This window comes from Staphylococcus sp. GDH8C109P (assembly GCF_017893405.1).
Taxonomy (GTDB): domain Bacteria; phylum Bacillota; class Bacilli; order Staphylococcales; family Staphylococcaceae; genus Staphylococcus; species Staphylococcus cohnii.
Genome location: NZ_JAESMX010000022.1, coordinates 77322 through 98484, shown reverse-complemented (window position 1 = coordinate 98484; position 21163 = coordinate 77322). Strand labels below are relative to the sequence as shown.

General features: G+C 31.5%; 19 protein-coding genes and 1 pseudogene. 11 read left to right on the top strand and 9 right to left on the bottom strand.

Annotated elements, in window-relative coordinates; translation table 11 throughout:
* Window positions 1–1689 carry a dihydroxy-acid dehydratase gene (ilvD, locus tag KA867_RS11760; protein WP_210138146.1) on the bottom strand — a complete coding sequence of 563 codons (1689 nt, stop codon included), beginning with the start codon at window positions 1687–1689 and terminating at the stop codon, window positions 1–3.
* Between the two features lie 586 nt (window positions 1690–2275).
* Here ilvD and tsaE point away from each other — a divergent pair.
* From tsaE to KA867_RS11735, 5 genes are all read left to right on the top strand, one after another.
* Window positions 2276–2737 carry a tRNA (adenosine(37)-N6)-threonylcarbamoyltransferase complex ATPase subunit type 1 TsaE gene (gene tsaE, locus KA867_RS11755; protein WP_210138145.1) on the top strand — a complete coding sequence of 154 codons (462 nt, stop codon included), beginning with the start codon at window positions 2276–2278 and terminating at the stop codon, window positions 2735–2737.
* On the top strand, window positions 2718–3380 hold the full coding sequence (gene tsaB, locus KA867_RS11750; RefSeq protein ID WP_210138144.1) for a tRNA (adenosine(37)-N6)-threonylcarbamoyltransferase complex dimerization subunit type 1 TsaB: 663 nt from the start codon (window positions 2718–2720) through the stop codon (window positions 3378–3380). The genes tsaE and tsaB overlap by 20 nt, the downstream gene beginning before the upstream one ends.
* The gene (rimI, locus tag KA867_RS11745) at window positions 3353–3817 is read left to right on the top strand and encodes a ribosomal protein S18-alanine N-acetyltransferase (RefSeq protein WP_210138143.1); all 465 of its coding nucleotides are present in this window, start codon (window positions 3353–3355) and stop codon (window positions 3815–3817) included. The genes tsaB and rimI overlap by 28 nt, the downstream gene beginning before the upstream one ends.
* Window positions 3810–4838, top strand: coding sequence for a tRNA (adenosine(37)-N6)-threonylcarbamoyltransferase complex transferase subunit TsaD (gene tsaD, locus KA867_RS11740; protein ID WP_210138142.1), 1029 nt, complete (start codon window positions 3810–3812; stop codon window positions 4836–4838). The genes rimI and tsaD overlap by 8 nt, the downstream gene beginning before the upstream one ends.
* Window positions 4839–5173: 335 nt before the next feature.
* The gene (locus tag KA867_RS11735; protein ID WP_210138141.1) at window positions 5174–5596 is read left to right on the top strand and encodes a VOC family protein; all 423 of its coding nucleotides are present in this window, start codon (window positions 5174–5176) and stop codon (window positions 5594–5596) included.
* A 112-nt stretch (window positions 5597–5708) separates the two neighbouring features.
* Here the strand turns inward: KA867_RS11735 and KA867_RS11730 are convergent, their stop codons facing one another.
* On the bottom strand, window positions 5709–7301 hold the full coding sequence (locus KA867_RS11730) for a MutS-related protein (RefSeq protein ID WP_210138140.1): 1593 nt from the start codon (window positions 7299–7301) through the stop codon (window positions 5709–5711).
* A gap of 345 nt (window positions 7302–7646) precedes the next feature.
* On the bottom strand, window positions 7647–9575 hold the full coding sequence (locus KA867_RS11725; protein WP_210138139.1) for an ABC-F family ATP-binding cassette domain-containing protein: 1929 nt from the start codon (window positions 9573–9575) through the stop codon (window positions 7647–7649).
* 147 nt (window positions 9576–9722) lie between these two features.
* Here KA867_RS11725 and KA867_RS11720 point away from each other — a divergent pair, with 147 nt between their 5' ends.
* The 5 genes and pseudogenes from KA867_RS11720 (at window position 9723) to KA867_RS11700 (ending at window position 15087) form a co-directional block, all read left to right on the top strand.
* Window positions 9723–10367 (top strand): redox-sensing transcriptional repressor Rex, encoded by a 645-nt coding sequence (locus KA867_RS11720; protein WP_210138138.1) that lies wholly within the window; start codon window positions 9723–9725, stop codon window positions 10365–10367.
* 195 nt (window positions 10368–10562) lie between these two features.
* A pseudogene (locus KA867_RS11715) lies at window positions 10563–11647 on the top strand (YeeE/YedE family protein).
* A gap of 25 nt (window positions 11648–11672) precedes the next feature.
* The gene (locus KA867_RS11710; protein WP_210138137.1) at window positions 11673–11897 is read left to right on the top strand and encodes a sulfurtransferase TusA family protein; all 225 of its coding nucleotides are present in this window, start codon (window positions 11673–11675) and stop codon (window positions 11895–11897) included.
* A 742-nt stretch (window positions 11898–12639) separates the two neighbouring features.
* Complete coding sequence (locus tag KA867_RS11705; protein ID WP_210138136.1) at window positions 12640–14121, top strand: sucrose-6-phosphate hydrolase; 1482 nt, start codon at window positions 12640–12642, stop codon at window positions 14119–14121.
* A complete protein-coding gene (locus KA867_RS11700) occupies window positions 14122–15087 on the top strand; it encodes a carbohydrate kinase family protein (RefSeq protein ID WP_210138135.1) in 966 nt (321 codons plus the stop codon).
* A gap of 192 nt (window positions 15088–15279) precedes the next feature.
* Here the strand turns inward: KA867_RS11700 and agrA are convergent, their stop codons facing one another.
* The 6 genes from agrA to KA867_RS11670 all read right to left on the bottom strand — a co-directional run bounded on the left by agrA (window position 15280) and on the right by KA867_RS11670 (window position 20410).
* The gene (gene agrA, locus KA867_RS11695) at window positions 15280–15996 is read right to left on the bottom strand and encodes a quorum-sensing response regulator AgrA (protein ID WP_210138134.1); all 717 of its coding nucleotides are present in this window, start codon (window positions 15994–15996) and stop codon (window positions 15280–15282) included.
* Window positions 15997–16008: 12 nt separating this feature from the next.
* A complete protein-coding gene (gene agrC, locus KA867_RS11690; protein WP_210138133.1) occupies window positions 16009–17304 on the bottom strand; it encodes a quorum-sensing sensor histidine kinase AgrC in 1296 nt (431 codons plus the stop codon).
* Window positions 17305–17331: 27 nt separating this feature from the next.
* On the bottom strand, window positions 17332–17469 hold the full coding sequence (gene agrD / locus KA867_RS11685) for a cyclic lactone autoinducer peptide AgrD (RefSeq protein ID WP_107505417.1): 138 nt from the start codon (window positions 17467–17469) through the stop codon (window positions 17332–17334).
* Window positions 17470–17471: 2 nt separating this feature from the next.
* Complete coding sequence (locus KA867_RS11680; protein WP_210138132.1) at window positions 17472–18041, bottom strand: accessory gene regulator AgrB; 570 nt, start codon at window positions 18039–18041, stop codon at window positions 17472–17474.
* Between the two features lie 737 nt (window positions 18042–18778).
* Window positions 18779–19564: a carbon-nitrogen family hydrolase gene (locus tag KA867_RS11675; RefSeq protein WP_210138131.1), complete on the bottom strand. Its 786-nt coding sequence runs from the start codon at window positions 19562–19564 to the stop codon at window positions 18779–18781.
* Between the two features lie 216 nt (window positions 19565–19780).
* Window positions 19781–20410 (bottom strand): nitroreductase family protein, encoded by a 630-nt coding sequence (locus KA867_RS11670; RefSeq protein ID WP_210138130.1) that lies wholly within the window; start codon window positions 20408–20410, stop codon window positions 19781–19783.
* Between the two features lie 192 nt (window positions 20411–20602).
* Between KA867_RS11670 and KA867_RS11665 the strand changes: the two genes are divergently transcribed.
* Window positions 20603–21163: hypothetical protein (locus tag KA867_RS11665; protein ID WP_210138129.1), on the top strand; the 561-nt coding region annotated here is incomplete at its 3' end.

The following is a 21163-nucleotide window of genomic DNA, read 5'->3' as shown; positions in this document are numbered from 1 at the left end:
TTAAATGAGATCTTCAGGTACTTGCATAATACCACCAGTGTTAGCACTCGTTACTAACGCTGTATAGCGTGCAAGATAACCTGTTTTCACTTTTGCTTTAAATGGTTTCAAGTTTTGCTTTCTAGATTCTAATACTTCTTCTGTAACTTCTACATTTAATGTTCTGTTTGTTAAATCAATTGTGATATCGTCGTTGTTTTCAATTAAAGCGATAGGGCCACCTGCTGCAGCTTCTGGTGAAATATGTCCAACAGCAATACCTCGTGTTGCCCCGGAAAATCTACCATCAGTGATTAACGCAACCTCTTTACCCAATCCTCTTCCTACAATAGATGATGTAGGGGCCAACATTTCTGGCATTCCAGGGCCACCTTTAGGGCCTTCATACCTAATCACAACTACATGACCTTCACGTACTATGTGATTATCAATCGCTTCAACGGCTTCATCATGTGAATCAAAACAAATTGCTTTTCCTTTAAAGACTTTAATTGAAGGATCTACACCACCGACTTTTATGACTGCACCTTTTGGAGCTAAGTTACCATATAGGATTGAAAGGCCACCTTGTTTATCGTAAGGATTATCAAGGTGTCTGATAACATTGCTATTTAATATTTCTTTTTGTTCGTTATTTTCACGAAGTGTTTTACCTGTAGCTGTGATTCTGTCTGGATGTAGTGTACCTTCTTTTTTAAATAATTCATTGATGATAGCTGGAACACCACCAGCTTCATGCACATCATGCATAGAATAGGAAGAACTTGGAGCTATTTTTGACAAATAAGGCGTTTTCTTCGCAATTTCATTAATTCTTGATAGGTCATAATCAATACCTGCTTCATTTGCAATTGCTAATGTGTGTAATACTGTATTTGTAGAACCCCCCATAGCCATATCTAAAGCAAATGCGTCATCAATTGCTTCTTTAGTTACAATGTCTCTTGGTTTAATATCATTTTTGATATTATCAACTAGTTTAAATGCTGCTTCTCTAATCATTTCTCTACGTTGTTCACTTACTGCAAGAGCTGTACCATTATATGGGAGCGCTAAGCCTAAAACCTCCATTAAACAATTCATTGAATTTGCTGTAAACATACCAGAACATGAGCCACAAGTAGGGCAAGCATTTTGTTCCATATCCAAAAATTCATCTTTTGAAATTGAACCATCTTTAAATGCCCCAACAGCTTCAAACATTGAAGAAAGTGTTAAAGCTTTGCCTTGTGATGATAAACCTGCTTTCATAGGTCCGCCTGAACAGAAAATAGCAGGAACATTGGTTCTTACAGCAGCTAATAACATGCCAGGTGTAATCTTGTCACAGTTTGGTATGTAAAACACACCATCAAACCAGTGTGCATTGATAACTGTTTCTGCAGCATCAGCGATAACCTCTCTAGATGGTAGTGAATATCTCATTCCAATATGTCCCATTGCAATACCATCATCTACACCGATTGTGTCAAATTCAAAGGGGATGGCACCTGCTTCGCGAATTGCTTCTTTAGCAATATCAGCTAATTCTCTTAGGTGAACGTGCCCTGGAACAATGTCGATATATGAATTACAAATAGCTACGAAAGGTTTGTTCATATCTGTTGGTTTTTCTAAAGCACCTGTTGCATGCAAAAGGCTTCTTGCTGGAGCTTGATGATCTCCTTTTTTGATCATATCGCTTCTCATATTAATTCCCCCATAAATTTGAAAATAAAAAAGCGTCCCAATAAATAATTGGGACGCTTTCAAGTCCCATTCAACTAGAAATAGGACTTAAACATTTAGTAGATTCTTTACTAATGTTCCAGTCCTAATAGCATAATAAAATGACTAAAATATTTGAAGTTGTTGGTTGGTATTGCATTGTATATTTGGTCATCTCATTATGCTCCTTTCCGTTAGAATGGTTTATCTTTTAATGTGTTTAATTGAATTGTCTAAAAATTCGATAAATTAAATTTACTATACTGAACTTCTACTGTCAATGATTTTTTTAAATTTTCTATCAATTCAAATAATTTCAAAATGTTGGAACTTGTTTTAGTTTGAAGTAAAATAAGAAAAAATTTGTTAAACTATAATAGTTAATTTAATGATAATAAAGTTTTTAAAGAAGTAGATAATCATTAAGCGCTGATGTAATTAATAAATATATTAGTTATTTTTATCCATCAACAATATTTTAGAAGTAAATAGAAATACTTGAGCGAAGTTCAAGCGTAAGCGACACTAACTAAATTAATTTGGAACTGTTGCTAAAAAGGAGAGGCATATGATTAAAATAAATGATTTAGAAAGTATGGCACATTTTGCAGAAGTGTTAGCGAAACATTTATCTGCAGGGGACATTATTTTATTAAATGGTGATTTAGGCGCTGGTAAAACTACATTAACGCAATTTATTGGTAAAGCCATAGGTGTAAAACGAAATATAAATTCACCGACGTTTAATATCATTAAATCCTATCAAGGTAATGCATTTAAATTACATCATATGGATTGCTATAGATTAGAAGATAGTGAAGAAGATTTGGGATTTGATGAATATTTTGAAGATGAAGCTGTCACATTGATTGAGTGGAGTGAATTTATTAAATCATTTTTACCCAATACTTACCTAACTATAAATATTAAAACTATAAATGAGACGAAAAGACATATAGAGATAAAAGCATTCGGTGAACATTACCAAAAGTTAAAGGAGGTTGTTGAACATGATATATCTGTTGATTGATACATCGAATCAACCGTTGTCTGTTGCAGTAATGCAAAATAATGAAATATTAGCTGAAATCAATACTAACGTGAAGCAAAATCATTCTACTCAGTTAATGCCAGCCATTCAACAGTTGATAAATAAGAGTGAAATAGCAAAAGAAGAAATAAATGCAATTATTGTTGCACAAGGACCTGGTTCATATACTGGTCTTAGAATTGGCGTAACCGTTGCTAAAACTTTAGCTTATGCATTGAATGCTGAACTATATGGTGTTTCTTCACTAAAAGCGCTTGCTGCCACTGTTCAAGATGACGAACGCCTATTGGTTCCAATATTTGATGCACGTAGAGAAGCGGTTTACACTGGCATTTATCAATATAATGGAAACCAATTGGTCCAAATAGAAGAAGATCAATATTTGCCAATACAAGAACTTCTCAATTTATTACATAGATTTGGGAAACCCTATGTATTTGTGGGCATGGATACTGAAAAAGTAAGAGATTTATTAGATGGTGATTGCATACCCAACTTACCAAAAGCAAAGCATATGAAACATTTAATTGAAACTACTGACGATATACATCAATTTACACCAAACTATATTAAATTATCAGAGGCTGAAAGAAATTGGTTAAACCAACAGAAAAAGAGTTAAATATACGTTTGATGACTTTGAGCGATGTACCTCAAGTATTTGATATTGAAAGAAATAGTTTTAACGACAGTAGTTGGACGATTGATGCTTTTTATCATGAAATAGAACAAAATGAGTTTGCACATTACTTTATTATTGAATATAATCGTATGATTATTGGGTATATTGGTATTTGGATAGTGATAGACCAAGCTCAGGTTACAACAGTTGCCATAGATGAAACATATAGAGGTTATGGTTTAGGACAATTATTATTAAAATATGCGATGAACTATGTAAAAACCAAATGTGAAATAATGAGCTTAGAAGTTCGTGTAGACAATGCGATTGCACAACACGTGTATACAAATTTAGGCTTTCAATTTGGTGGTAAACGCAAAAATTATTATGGTGAAGGTGAGGATGCGATAGTGATGTGGGTGAATTTAAATGAGTGATCAAACATTGATTTTAGCAGTTGAGTCAAGTTGTGATGAAACGAGTGTTAGTATTATTAAACAGGGGACAGAGATTTTAAGTAATATTGTACTAAGTCAGATTGAAAGTCATAAACGATTTGGAGGTGTGGTACCTGAGGTTGCTAGCAGACACCACGTAGAAGGTATTACAACGACAATTGACCAGGCATTAAATGAAGCAAAAGTAACAATGAAAGATATAGATGCAGTTGCGGTAACACAGGGCCCTGGGCTCATAGGTGCATTACTAGTAGGAATCAATGCAGCTAAAGCGTTAGCTTTTGCTTATGATAAACCATTGATACCTGTACATCATATTGCAGGGCATATTTATGCGAATCATTTAGAGCAACCATTACAATTTCCTTTAATAGCTTTAATCGTTTCAGGAGGGCATACAGAACTTGTATACATGAAAGATCATTTGAATTTTGAAGTTATAGGTGAAACTAGAGATGATGCTGTTGGTGAAGCCTATGATAAAGTCGCAAGAACGATTGGCTTAGGTTATCCAGGTGGGCCACAAGTTGATCAATTAGCAGCAAATGGTCATGATTGTTACAACTTCCCAAGAGTTTGGTTAGAAGCAAATAGTTACGATTTTAGTTTTAGCGGATTGAAAAGTGCAGTGATAAATAAATTGCATAATTTACGACAAAAAGGGTCTGAAATAAAACCTGAAGATGTTGCAGCAAGTTTTCAAAATAGTGTTGTAGAAGTTTTAGTTGGAAAAGCAATGTCAGCTTGTGAAGCTTATGATGTGAAACAGTTAATCGTAGCTGGTGGTGTCGCAAGTAATAAAGGTTTAAGAGCAGCGCTTAATAATGCATGTAAGGATAAAGATATCAATTTGCGTATACCAAGCCCAAACCTTTGTACTGATAATGCTGCTATGATTGGTGCTGCAGCACATTATTTATATCAAGCAGGGTTAGTTGGAGATATGTCATTAAATGGATTTAATGATATGGATATTGAACAATTTTCATTAAATAATTAAATTTGGTATTGTAAATACTTAAATACTTAAATACGTAATAATATATCATAGTGTAGTTTTAACTTAGTATTATAATGTACTTAAAATGTACACAAAGTATATAATTACTAATATTGGAGTAGGAATTTTAAATCAAACAGTTGTTTGATGTATGTTTCTACTTCTTTTTTTGAAATTTACTACTATGACTTTCAGAAAAATATAAAGGATTGATTTTATAAATTTAATCAAGCTCAAATGTTTAAATATTAAAAATGGGGTATATATTTTAATATATAGTCATACTATATAGAATAATGTAAATAAGCATTACATTATTAGGAGGCGGCTTATAAATGAAATCAGTTCAGTATTTTAATTTTGAAAATAGTTTAGCAGCATTAGACTTTTATGAAAAAAATTTAGGTGCCACAGATATTCAACGTATTGGTGGTGACCATGAAATGTTTACAGATATGCCAGAAGAATTCCAAGTAGATAAAAACTTTACAATGAATGCCTCATTTAAAGTCTTAGGTGAAACATTTTATTGCAGTGACACATGGAAAAATAAAAAAATCGATAATAGTGGTGCGATTGTAACATTTACATTCGATCACAATAATGAAGTGGATAAACAACAGGCTATTGATTTTTTTAATAATGCCATAGCAGCTGGATGTGAAGAGGCAATGCCGTTAGGTAAAACGGAATGGTCAGAATTATATGGTATGTTTAATGATCCTTTTGGTGTTACTTGGATGATTAATGCTGAATAAAATATTTAAACTAAATAAAGGAACAATGAAGTAAATGTAAACTTCATTGTTCCTTTTTCTACATTCATAAGCGCTTTTATGATTACTTTATTAAGTTTAAGATTTCAAAGACTTAAGTGGAAGATGCTTTGGCTCGCGTATATACTTGATTAGGGAATTTTAAGATTCTTAATAATTCAATCGCATTTCTTGTATCTGCTTTTCCAGCTTTAATTTTATAATCAAAAGCAATCTCATTTTCATAGATAATCTCATTAAAATGAAAGTTTTTGAAATTGTCTTCTAATAACGTGGCTAATTCAATATCATGAGTCGCAGCTATGATTTCGTAATTTTGGCTGTTACTTAAATAATTTAACACGGATTCAGAAGCAGCGATACGTTCAGTTGTATTAGTTCCTTTAAATATTTCGTCTATAAAGCAATAAATTTTATCATCTGTTTTTAAATCAAATAATCGCTTAATAGATTTGATTTCTGTCATAAAATAACTATCACCAGACAAGATATCATCTTGGTTCACCATAGAAGTGAAAATTAAACCAGGTTTATACTTGAAGTAATTTGCAGTAACTGTATTTATCGTTTGAGCTAATAAAAGATTTAAGGCAATTGCTTTCATAAAAGTTGATTTTCCTGACGCGTTTGATCCAGTTAATAATATATGGCTATTGACTTCTAAATCATTAGAAATAGCATCGACAAGCAATGGGTGCGTAAGTGCTTCAAATTCTACTGAATCATCATTACTTGCTTGGGGCAATGCATATTGTGATAGTGTTTCTCTCCACAATGCTACCGCATAATGATTGTCTATGCTTCCTATATATTCATAACAAGCCATAACTTCAGATTCATATTTTTTAAAGCTATGTTGTATTAAATGAAAGATATGATAGTCCAACATAAATATAGCTTTAAATAAAAATGCAAATATCATAGAATCTTCTGCTGTATTTACTCTTCCTAGAAGACCACTTAGCCTACGAGCAGCTTTAAAATGATTAAAGTCAACATCTATGGAAGGCGCACCATCTATTTTATGAATTGCGTAAGCCTTTTTAATAACATTTGATGTATAAAATAAAGAATTTAAATCTTGATCAAACGTTTTTCTTAGTATGCCACTCAAAATCATATTAAATATAGCAGTCAATATAGTTAAAAGTATACCGAATTCAGGTTTTAAAAATGTAACTAGCAAAAAGACTAACGGAAAATATGTAGCCAACATAAAAAAATGATTACGTTTTACTGTAGTCAATTGATCAGGGAACGTGGGATAAATCGCTTTACCTATTTTAGCAAGGTGAGTTGATATTTTCAGACGAAAAAATTCATCATTTTTAAATTTTTGAATTAAAGCTTGATTATGAATCGTAAACATCTTTCTTAAGGTTGCATACAAGCGCATTTCGCCAATTGCAGAAAAATTAAAGTTCATGTTGTCGAAAAGGGCATTTAAATTCAAATCAGCGTAAGTTTTATCATCTATAAGATTTGTTTCATCAAATTGGTGTTTGTATGTATCGAATTGATAACTATACCTATGATTAGGTCGAACAAAAGATTCTAAAGGTTTTCTAAGTGACCATAAAGGTTTGATATCATGATTTAATTTTTTATTGGCAATGATTGTCGTGATAATAAATAAAATTGTTGTTCCGATTATTAATGCAATTAGGAACCAAAATATAGGATACATAAGTTTCACCTCATACTTAATTAATATGTTTTATTATGTCATGAAATAAATGGATTCACAAATAGCTGATTATGTTAAGTGGTGATATATGTCAATAGAGAACGTGCGTACTTATCAACAATTAGTGTATAACTTGTTGATAAGTCGTGGGCAAATATGTGGATATACATTGTTTTCTGAATATTCAACAGTTTAAAAGTTACATTTTACTTGTGGATAAATGGGATAACTTTGTGGATAGCTTTGATGATAGGGTTAAAGCTGTGAATAGTTAAGGTATAAAATAATAATAAAAAGTACGAAAAATGATTTTTCCATTTTTCGTACTTATCGTTAAAATTAGTATTAAATTAACTTTTCTTGTAATTCTGCCCATTTTGACATGACTTGTTCTAATGCTTGTTCGCTGTTTTCTTTCTCTTTGGCTAAACGATTTGCTTCCTCTGGATCACTATATATATCTGGTAAAGTTAACAATTCATTAATTTCATTAATTTTAGTTTCAAAATTATCTATCTCGGTTTCGCATTCATCAATTTGGCGTTCAATTTGACGTTGTTCGCGTTTTTGAAGTTTTTGATCAATATAATTATCGTTTTGAGTCACCATCGGTTTTGTCTGATGTGAAGCTTCATATTCTTTTTTAGCTTGAATCGCTTCGTTTTCTTCTTTCTTCTCTATAAAATATTGATAATTACCTAAATACATTGTGCCACCATGAGTGTCTAAATCATAAACTTTGTTTGCAAGTTGATTAATAAAATAACGGTCGTGTGAAACAAATAAAATCGTTCCTTCAAAGTTATCCAATGCCTGTTCTAACATTTCTTTTGAATCTATATCAAGATGATTTGTAGGTTCATCTAAAATAAGTACATTGTTACGTTCAAGCATTAACAAAGCCAATTGTAATCTAGCTTTTTCACCACCAGAAAGGTCATTAATGATTTTTTTTACATCTTCTTGTACAAATAAAAATCGACCTAATACTGCACGTATGTCTTTCTCGTTCATTGAAGGGTATTGGTCCCAAAGATAATCTAATATTGTTTTACTAGATTTAAATTCAGCTTGTTTTTGGTCATAGTAACCGATTTTTAAATTTGCACCAGTAGTAATTTCACCGTTTAATTTTGGTTGAATACCTGCAACTGTCTTGATTAAAGTAGATTTACCGATACCGTTAGGCCCAATAATAGCGATATGGTCTCCTTTAGTTACTTCAATGTTGATACCTTTGGTAATTGTCTCTTCATAACCAATTTCTAAATCTTTGATATGAAAAACATCATTACCTGTATTTCGATCAAAATCAAATTGGATATTAGCACTTTTAGCATCAACCATTGGTTTATTGATTCTTTCCATTTTTTCCAGCATTTTCCTACGGCTTTTTGCCATACCAGTAGTTGAAGCCCGCGCTATATTTTTATCAACAAATGTTTCTAAGCGTTTAATTTCATCTTGTTGACGTTCATATTCTTGCATGCGTTTTTCATAATACTTATCTCTTTTTTCAATAAATTGTTTATAATTACCTATATAATGTTGCACATCTCCAAGTGCAACATCATAGATTTGATTTACTATTTTATCTAAAAAATATCTGTCGTGGCTAATGATAACAATAGCCCCTTTAAAATAGTTTAAATAACTTTCTAACCATTGTGTTGTTTCCATATCTAAATGGTTAGTTGGTTCATCTAGCAATAATAAATCAGGCTCACTTAATAACATTTGGGCTAATGAAAGCCTCGTTTTTTGACCGCCACTAAAGTCATTAATAGGGCGATTGAAATCTGGTTCAGTGAAATTTAGACCGTGGAGCACCGTTTTTATCTTACTTTCATATTGATATCCATCTTGTTGTTCGAATTCATTGGATAAGTATTCATATCGATCAATATGATTTTTATATACATCTGTATCATATTCATTTGCATGCTGTGCTAACCAATCTGTTTCTATTTTCATTTCAGATTCAAGTTTTTTCATATTTTCAAAAGGTTTGGACATTTCTTCAATCACGGTTTGGTTTGTGTTGAGTGTCATTTGTTGTGTTAAATAACCAAGTTTTAAATTTTTACTTTTTGAAATATGACCACTATCATAACTCTCGACGCCAGCGATAATTTTCATCAATGTAGATTTACCAGCTCCGTTACGCCCAACGATACCGATACGTTCGCCAGTTTTAACTTCAAAATTGACATTGTTAAAAATATCTTCTCCGTCGAATGATTTTGTAATGTCGTTTAATTGTAATAATATCATCCGTTTTTGCACCTCTCTATTCATTATCATTCTACCGTATTCTGCGTATTGTTAAAACTACCAGTGTTTATTTTTATAATGTATTAATGTATAATGTTGAAGTAATTATAAGATTAATTAGAGATTATAGTATAGGAGGACAAGATCTTGGCTAACCAAAGCGAAAAGATTCCTCGTGCCACGTTAAAACGGTTACCGTTATATTATAGATTCGTCAATACTTTGAAATCTAAAGGGATAGACAGAGTTAATTCTAAAACAATTAGTGAAGGTTTGAACATTGATTCTGCAACAATTCGTCGTGATTTTTCTTATTTTGGTGAATTAGGCAAAAAAGGGTATGGCTATAATATTGATAGCTTGTTACATTTTTTTAAAAATGAGATAAGTGAAAATGATGAAATTAAAATAGCCATCGTAGGTGTAGGGAACCTAGGTAAAGCATTACTAACATATAATTTTTCTATTCATGATGAAATGACTATCACAGAAGCGTTCGATATTCGTGATGATGTAATAGGAACACAAATAGGCAATGTGGTTGTAAGCCCATTTTCAAAAATCACTGATGTATTAAAGCAAGAACAAATTGATGTCGTGATATTAACAACACCTGAAAACGCAGCACAACAAGTTGCAGATACTTTAGTTGAAGCAGGAATTAAAGGTATTCTAAATTTCACACCAACACGTGTTTATACGCCGTCAGATGTACAAGTTCATCACATTGATTTAGGGATTGAATTACAGTCTTTACTTTTCTTTATGAAAAATTACAGTAATAAACAATAATTTTTAAATATTAACTTTGTAGAGATACAAACATTTTTGATGTTTAGTTGTCTCTACAAAGTTTTTTTATTGTTCACTAGCTCCGCTTCATCTTATACATATACATATGAAAAGGCATTAAAACATAAAGGTTGAAATTTTAGTACAAATCTAATATGATAATTCTTATTGATTTTATCGGAAAGAGGTAATGTTATGACGTGGTTAATAATCAGTGGCTTAATCGTAGGTGGACTTTTGGGATTTGTCATGCAACGTACACGATTTTGTCTTGCTGGTGGATTTCGGGATATGTATATTCAAAAAAGTAATAAAATGTTTTATGCCTTGTTAATAGCAATCTCAGTGCAAAGTATCGGATTGTTAATTCTAACTTCGACAGGGTTAGTAGAAATACCAGAGTCAACATATCCAATCATAGGTACGGTTATTGGCTCATTTATTTTTGGTATTGGAATTATATTAGCTGGTGGTTGTGCAACTGGTACATGGTATAGAGCTGGAGAGGATTAATTGGTAGTTGGATTGCACTTATTGCATATGCATTTACATCAGCTGCTACTAAATTTGGTTTATTATTACCTTTAATGGATGGTATCAACAAACCTACTAATGTAAATACAAGTATGGCTCAAACAACTGGTATTCCAACATGGGTATGGGTCGCGTTATTAACAATTATAACGGTTATATTTGTTGTTAAAACGTTACGTAAACCGAAGCCTAAATTTGCGGTACCAAAATTAAAACAAAAGTTTACGGGGATTCGTTATTATTTATTTGAAAAAAAATACCATCCCTTTGTTGCAGCAATTGCAGTTGGACTAATTGCATTATTGGCTTGGCCAGTGAGTGAATCTACTGGCAGAATGTACGGTTTAGGAATTACAACGCCTTCTGCTAATATCGTTCAATTTTTTGTAACTGGTGATCTTCAACTTTTAGATTGGGGTGTATTCCTTGTTTTAGGTATCTTTGTTGGTTCTTATATTGCAGCAAAAGGAGCTAGAGAATTTAAGTGGAGACTACCTGATAAAAAGACAATCCGTAATAGTGTTATTGGTGGCGTATGCATGGGATTTGGTGCATCAGTAGCAGGTGGTTGTTCTATCGGAAATGGTTTAGTTGAAACAGCTACAATGTCTTGGAAAGGCTGGATTGCGCTTGCATCAATGATACTAGGTGCTTGGTTTATGAGTTATTTCATATTTATTAAGCCGATGAAAAAAGCACAAAAGTCTACAAGTCAAACAGTCTCAGCACAAACACAAACGACATAAATTTTATTTTTAGGAGGATTTCATTATGGTATATGAATTAGGTACAGTAGGTATGGTTTGTCCTTTTCCTTTAATTGAAGCACAAAAGAAAATGACTACTTTAGAGAATGGTGACGAATTAAAAATTGATTTCGATTGTACTCAAGCAACTGAAGCAATTCCAAATTGGGCAGCTGAAGAAGGTTACCCAGTTATCAATTATGAACAACTTGATGATGCTTCATGGACAATCACTGTTCAGAAAGCTTAATGTTATATTAAAAATATTATTTTATTATATACTACTCAATGAGAGAAAGTCCGAGACATATTCTATGATGTTTCGGGCTTTATTTTGTTTTAAAAAATTGTTTGTTATTGAATAACACAAGTTGTAATGGTAAATGAGATTAGTCGTCTTTGAATGATCTATATTTTTAATACTAATCATGTATATAGTTGCTTCTTGAAGTCAGCAATATTTTTTGTGTTTACCAAGTAGTTTGAGTTTGGCTTTTAACAGTATTTAAAGGGAATACAATATGATAAAATAGATGATGTTTACAATGCCAAGTAATGAGAGTGAAAATAAAATATGATTGGCATATCTAAGTGTAAGATTTTTTAGATAATTGATTATAAATTCAGTTACTGTCAATATGTGCAATTATGGTGTCAAAATAATATGCAATAAGTTGAATTATAGGCGTTAACAAAGCTATAAAAATTTAAATAATAATTTGAAAATTGATGTGTGAGGAGCTTTTTATATGAATAAAGTTGATGCCATTTTAAGTGTCGTTTGTTGATGGCGTCCTTGTTACAGGAATCACATTTCGATTAACACATGATACCACGTGTGAAACTGTTTTGAAGCAGTGGAAGCCATAGATTTGTATCAATGAGTAGGATAAATCTAATATAATGATAATGAAATACATAGATATGATGATGAACTGAATTGCGACAGAACAAATATCAGAAAGTAGTAGTTTGTAATAGGAGGAAATAAAGTGAGTGAATGGACAAGAGATGAACGTTATCAACGTTATGAAGAAATTAATCAACAAACAATGGACGAATTAACTGAGCGTGTGAATCAATCTAAATATAGACAATTGTTTCATATCCAGCCAAAAACAGGATTGTTAAATGATCCTAATGGTCTAATTTATTATAAAGGAGATTATTATATCTCACATCAGTGGTTTCCTTTAGGAGCTGTCCATGGTTTGAAATATTGGTATACATATAAAAGTAAAGATTTAATAAATTTTGATGATCAAGGAATTTCACTAAAACCAGATACGAAAGATGACAGTCATGGCGTGTATAGTGGCAGCGCATTTACATATAACAACAATTTGTATTATATGTATACAGGCAATCATAGAGATGAAAATTGGAATAGAAAGTCTACACAACATATAGCTAAGGTAGATGACAATGGTGAGGTTCAAAAATTTCCTAAAGCGGTAATAGCAGCGCCACCTTCAGGATATACGCAGCATTTTAGAGACCCTAAAGTATTTGTTAAAGATGAAATTTACTATGCAGTAATTGGGGCACAAAATGAAGAAGGATATGGAAGAATACTTCAATATCAATCAACAGACATTGTAAATTGGACATTTCAAGGTGAAATAACAACAAAACTGGAAGCGTTTGGTTTTATGTGGGAATGCCCAGATTATTTTAATTTAGATGGTTTCGATTTACTGTTATTTTGTCCTCAAGGTATTGAACCAGAAGGTGAAAAATTTAGAAATATTTATCAATCTGGTTATATCATGGGGCAATACGACATAGACCATCTTGTCATGGATCATGGTGATTTTCATGAATTAGATCATGGATTTGATTTTTATGCGCCTCAAACTTTTATAGATGAATTTGGCGAAAGAATACTCATTGGTTGGATGGGTTTACCAGAAGTGAACTATCCTACAGATTCAGATGGTTGGGCTCACTGTTTAACAATCCCGCGTATTTTGACAATTGAACAAGGTAATTTAAAACAACGTCCTATTAAAGCACTTCAACAATTAAGAACGAATAAAGAAACAGCATTAGGTTACGCTAATAAGTTTACGCGGTTTTTAAATCCATATGAAGGTAAACAATTTGAATTGATTATTGATATTTTGGAAAATGACGCTACTGAAATTTATTTTGAAATCAGAGCTTCAAAATCACAGTCTTTACTTATTGCTTATAACACAAAAACAAAAAAAATTACATTGGATCGTAGTGAAAGTGGCTCACTACCAGAACCAGTCGATGGTAATACACGTAGCACTTATTTAGATACGCCATTATCTCAACTACAAATGTTCGTAGACACATCGAGTATTGAATTATTTTGTAATGATGGTGAACGTGTGATGACTTCAAGAATTTTTACAGATGATGATGCCATAGGATTTAAAGCTTCTACTGAATCTGGCCAAGTCTTTCTTAATTTTACAAAATATGACATAAAGGATGATCTATAAATGAAACGTTTACTTGCAATAGGGGAAGCACTTATCGATTTTATCCCTAATCAAAAAGATTCAAAATTAAAAGATGTTGAAGGGTTCACAAGACAAGTCGGTGGAGCGCCTTGTAACGTTGCCTGTACTACGACAAAATTAGATGGGCAAGCAGAAATGATTACCCAATTAGGTAATGATGCATTTGGCGATTTAATTGTTGAAACAATAAATAACATTGGCGTGCATACAAACTATATTCGACGTACAGATGAAGCGAATACTGCTTTAGCATTTGTAAGTTTAACCAAAGAAGGGGAACGTGATTTTTCATTCTATCGTAAACCATCAGCAGATATGTTATACCAACCTAGCAATATAGATGCAATTACTGTAACAGAAAAGGATATGTTACATTTTTGTTCTGTTGATTTAGTAGATAGTCCAATGAAACAGGCGCATAAAGCATTAATAAATAAGGTGAAATCAGCAAATGGTACGATTATCTTTGATCCTAACGTACGTTTGCCGTTATGGACTAGTGAAGCGGAATGTAAAAATGCAATACGTGAATTTTTGCCATTAGCGCACGTGCTTAAAATTTCAGACGAAGAGCTGACATTTGTGACTGGAAATAAAGATGAGAAAGAAGCTATCGCGTGGCTATTTCAAGGTAGCGTAGAGGCAGTTATTTATACGAAAGGAAAAGAGGGTGCAGAAATTCATTTTAAAGATGGCACAGTGATTGATCACCCTGGTTATAAAGTGAAAGCGATAGATACTACTGGCGCTGGAGATGCTTTTATAGGAGCATTAATTAATAGGTTGGCAGTATCTGATATTGTGAATCCTATAGAAGCATTAAAAGTACAAGGTAAAGATATGCTTGAATTTAGTAACATAGTTGCTGCAAAAGTTACTACTAAATATGGCGCGATTGAGAGTATACCTAGTTTAGATGAAGTTCATGAGATACTTGAATATTAAGAGCGTGGACATGGAAAGCAATCTTATTCATTGAATCCAATTCTGTTAAGATAAGTACGGGAAATTAGGAATTAAGGAATACTTGAGCAGTATAGCTCATGCATAAGCACCACTAACTCAATAAATTGAGAACGGGTGCTTTAATGATAATAGGCAGAGACAATTAATTGTCTCTGCCTATTAATTTATGTATTAAATTTTTTTGACATTACGTACGGACGCGTAGCAGTGTTCATTATTTTTGAAGTAAACAATACGAGACTTAGAATCAATGGATTCTATATTGTGTCTATTAACAACAAAACTATTATGACATCTAAAAAATCGTTCATCTAAATTATCAATCTCTTTTAAATTACCATAAAATTCAATTTGCCTATTGTCTAAATGAGCAATCAAACGATGTGAATTCGAAGAAGATTCAAAGAACATTACATCATCATATTGCACATAAATAGAGTTACTGCCACGTTTGAGTTCGATTGTTTCAACTGTGCTTTCTTTTGAAAGTAGCTTCAATCGAGTTTCTGATGTTTCGAGACAATCGATCACTCTTGATTTTAATTCGCCAGGGTCATCTTTGAAAATAAAATCCATAGCAGCAACTTTATATACAAAAGTTAAATAAGTGAGCTCACTGTGACTTGTGACAAATATAATATTGCTCACTGGATCGTATTTTCTAATCTCACTTGCTAATTTAATGCCATTAATATCAGCTTCTAATTGTATATCAAGAAAATAACAACCAATATCTTTAAGTTCTTTGGCACGTTCCAATACCTCATAAGGATCTGACGTAGCTACTTCAATTTCCATTGGCTTTTCTTCTATCATGATGTAATTATTGATAATTGAAACTATATTTTCACGTTGTCTTACATCATCTTCACAAATGAATATTTTCATATTTACACATCCTTATGAATTAGAATTTAATATTTCTACTTTTTGGATAAAATAATTATTATCAATCGTTGTATCTAATAAAACATTGGAAGTTGCATCGGTTATTTCCTTTAAGCTAGATAAACCTAAACCACGGTTTTTTCCTTTTGTTGAGTAGTTTTCTTGGAATAAAGTATGTACTCTAGGCATATCAGGTTTACATTTATTCATGATGATAAACATCACTGAATCGTCTTCATTTTTGATAAAGGCAATGCGAATTAAAGGATCATCTTCAATTTTTTCTGATGCTTCTATAGCATTGTCTAATAAAATACCAATAACTCTACTTAAATTGATTATAGGCATATCAATTTTCTCAATCGGTTCTGGAACCTCAATGCTCAATCTTATATTTTTTTCTTGAGCTTGTAATATTTTAGTTGTTAATAAACCTTTAATTTCGCGAACTTTTAAATTTTCAATGCCATTAATTTTAAGTGTTTTCATTTGCATATTATCTTGCATTGGTATGATTTCTTCATTAAAATATTTACGTAAACCTTCCATATCATCTTCTCGGATATAATCAGATAATGTTGAAAGTATATTAACATAATCATGTCGAAATTTACGCATCTCATTGTTAATTTTTTCAATTTGTAACGTATATTTATAATAATTTTCTATTTCTTTGATATTACGTTTATATTGAATTTGACGTATAATGCTGAAGGAAATAGTAATGATTAAAATAGCAGTAGTAATGATGACCACTGCATACATGATTACAACAAATTTAATATCTGAAAATGACAAAATGGAATTTGGTAAATAAAAATAAATTAACAGTAAAACTGTGAGTAAAAACAAGCATACAATTGAAAGATATATTTTATTTAACGATAAAAATGAAGTTGACATTTTTATGAAAAAATATTTTATTATGTATCCTAAACTTATTGCAATTAAGATAAAACTTACTGCATAGAATGAACTAAAAATATAATTTAATGTGATAACTTCTATTAATTGAGTAGCTAGCCAAATAGAAATGAAGTTAGCCATATATAAGATAAAAAAACTGATTAATGCTGCTACGATACCTATGGTTTGCTTTCTTCTATACATAAATATAACGATAGCTATTAATAAAAAAATGGTTGCTTTTTCATTGAAAAAGTAATAAAGAACAGTTGAAGGGATTATAATGCAAATCATTGCGATATAATCCCTAAAAACATATTTTATATTTATTAAAGTCTTAATATTAAAAAATAATAGTACTGCTTGAATCGATGCTAATACTACGGAATTGAAAACTACCATACTTATACACTCTTTCTAATGAATAGATTATTTGTATAAATCTGTTATTTCTTTTGGTACCTCAGGTTCATCAAAAAAAGCACTACAAACTTTTCCACCTGAAACTGCTCCTAAAACACTGAAAAATTTAACGAATAAGTTTACAATAGATTCAAAAATATGCATATCTAAACATCCTCCTTAGGGAAAAATATCGGGAGTTGTGCAAACGCAATTAGTGTAATACCTAAAAGCACTAATTGTGAATACGGCTCCTTTAAGATTAATGAAACACACAATAATAATAAAGTTACAACAATTGTTTTGATTTTTTTACCTTTTCTAAGTTTTATTGGAATCGGTTGTTTTTTAGTTGCTGAAGGTGCATAAACAACTAAGATACTAAAGCCTAAAAAAGCAAGTATATACATTAGTATAATATCCACTTTTATATACCCAATAAACCATGGCAGTAAAACAAATAAAACAATGTTTTGAATATGACACGAAAGCGATGACTTCGCATGTGCACCGTGTGCATATTGTCTAATCAAATAATAAGATAAGTGTACAGTTAGAGTGTATAAAAATATATGGCAAAGGATTGAAATGCCATAAACTACAATAGTTTTCGCAAGATTGCTAACAAAAACTTGCATGCCTAATCGGAGTTTTAGGAACTCGAGATGATCAAGATTATTTCTTTGTTGAAGATATCGTGCTAAGTTTTCAATTTTGTTATCAATTCCCCTTGACATGGCTATTCTCTCCTCACCCGTATTATACAATTTTAATTATATTTTAGGCGTCTCATTGCTTAACTGTAAGTTTTGTATTCCTAACTGTTTGGATTTCTTATCTTTTTAATTTTAACATATAATTCTTAACAAATAAGTATGAAATATAACGAGTTAGGAATTATTAAACGCAATTTAAGAAATCCATGGTTTAATATACTTGTATCACAAAGAAGTGATAAAATTATTTAGACTTAACCGTTTAAATGATGATGTTAATTAGGCTTTTGAGCAGGAGTCTAATTGGCTTTACTAAATTGTAACTGTATCTTCGTATAGTTATTGAAGTTACAAGTTTAGTTGTCGGTTTCATTTCTTTGAATACGGACAAGAGGAGGCTGATGTTGTGACAAGAACCTTTTCAGTAATGGCTAGTGGTTTCGTAAAATAGTACTAGATTAGTACACAACTCGCTTAATACGTTAAGCAAATCCCTTAAATTTGTATTTGTAGACCTTTCCCAGTCTCAAATCAAATCTATTTTAACGTTGTCTATAACAGAGACAACTTAAAATTTAAACATGTAAGCTATCGTAAACATCATTCAATTTATCATTTTAATCGGTAAATTCACTAATTTTTTTCATAATTAATAACATCCCCAAAAAATAGATAGAGAAATAACTGTATAAAACATTCCCTTAATAATAAGTTACAAAAAACCGTGAGTCCCTCCCAAGCTCACGGTTTTTTTATGTTTATTTATAAAGGTGTGGTCTCAAATTTTTAAAAACGGGTATTGCTTCACGTTGTTTGGCAACCTCATCTAAATTTAGAGAACAATTTAATCTTCCTTCTTTGTCATTGAGTTGATCTATAATTTCTCCATTTGGATTAATAATGATTGAGTTACCAGCATACTCAGTTTTACCATCGTCACCACAGGTGTTACAACCGACGACAAACATATCATTTTCTATCGCACGTGCTTTTAGTAAAGCAATCCAATGGTCTAATCTAGCGCTTGGCCACTGCGCTACATAAAATGCGATTTCTGCACCTTTACGTGCTGGATAACGTAATATTTCAGGAAAACGTAAGTCATAACAAATAATTTGTGCAATTTTCACCCCGTTAGAAAGTGAAAAAGGCTCTGGAACAGCGTTACCTGGACTCATAAAGAGTGGCTCATCTAGCATCGGGACAAGGTGTACCTTATCGTAACTATTGATTAAATAGCCTTGTTTTGATACTGCAAAGGCAGTATTATATACATTTTCTTTCATAATATTAGATACAGAACCTGCTATAACATCTACTTGATATTGTATAGCTAATTTTGAAATAAATTCAAAACTTCGTGATAACTGTTGATCAGCTAATTTGTTTAATTGGGGTAAGGCATATCCGTTATTCCACATTTCTGGCAATACAACAACGTCTGTATCAGTTGTTACGTAATTAGAGAACCAATTTTTAATGGTTGTTTCATTAAATGAAACATTTGCTGGTTCAATTTTAAGTTGAAAGATTTCTATATTCATCAATTTCACCCCTTATATTAGTATTAGACTAAATATACTAAATATATTTAGAAAATTCAAAATTTGGTTAATAATATTATAAAGAAAGCATAAAAAAGAGGCGAAGACATGAAAGTCTTTGCCTCACATAGTGATAGTTATATAAATAAATCTATTTTTGTCTATGTTTTTGATGGTGGATGTAAATATCTTGTCATTCTGTAGGTATTTAATTTATTACTTTTTTATAAGGAAGCGTTTATCTATATCATTAAATTCTTTTTCGCTAGCTTCTTCACGAATATTACCGAAAGGCATTTGTGCCATAAGTTTCCAAGTTTTAGGAATATCAAAAGCTTCAGAGACAGCTACGTCTACAAGTGGGTTATAATGCTGTAATGAAGCCCCGATACCTTCAGTACTTAGTGCTGTCCAAATAGCGAATTGATGCATGGCATTTGTCTGGCTAGACCAGATCGCAAAGTTTTCTGCATAGTTAGGCATTTGATTTTGCAAACCTTCGATGACTTCTTCATCTTCAAAGTATAAAACAGTACCGTAAGAATGTTTAAAATTATCAATTTTATCAGCAGTAGGTTGGAAATCACGATCAGGTCCCATTGTATTTTTAAGTTCTTCTTTGGTAATTTCCCAGAATTTATCATGATTATCATTTAATAATAAAACAATACGTGTAGATTGTGAGTTAAATGAAGAAGGTACATGTTTAATTGCATGTTCAATTATATTTTCAACTTCCTTATCAGATATTGAAATTTCTTTATTTAAACTATAAATTGTACGTCTCGCTTCTATTGCTTTTTGAAACGCATCTAAATCTTTTGATTTTTTAGTGAATAATCCCATTATAGTAGCTCCTTTATTAATTCAAAATATATATCTAGTATAATAATTATATCAGAGTTTGTAAATAGGCTTTTTACAAAAAATTTCAGATTTATTACTTTTTCCTTTCAATAACCATCTATTTAATGAAAAAAAGTGAGCTTTCTAATATAATTATAATGAATATAGGATTATTACTATGGAGGTGAGAAAATGAAAGGGTATAAAATGAATAAAATATTAGTTTCAAGCTTCGCTTTTGCTATAAGTGCTTCTTTATTATCAAAACCGATTCAAGCAGCTGAAGATCAAAATAATAATATATCGACTGATACAAAAGATAATTTTGCTGGAACTGATGACATGGGACATTCAAATTTTGTGCCTTCAATTTCCGACCTTTATAAAACAAATGGTAAAGAAAATTTTGACACTAACGTTAAAAACGAAAATACAATAAAAAGTGAGTTGTCAGCTGATAAAGTAAATTCAGGTGAAAAAAAAGAAGCAGTAAACGATGACGTATTTAACAAAGAAGGAACGGACACACCATCAAAACCAGCTGAGCCAAGCAATGGAGACACATCTGATTCAAGTGCAGACGATAATACAGGAAAATCATCCACACCAGACCAACCAAATGAAGATGAGAGTATCCCATCAAAACCAGACAATCCAAGTGATGAAGAAACATCAGGTTCAAATGAAGACAATAATACAGGAGAGCCATCCACACCAGACCAACCAAATGAAGATGAGAGTTCATCATCAAAA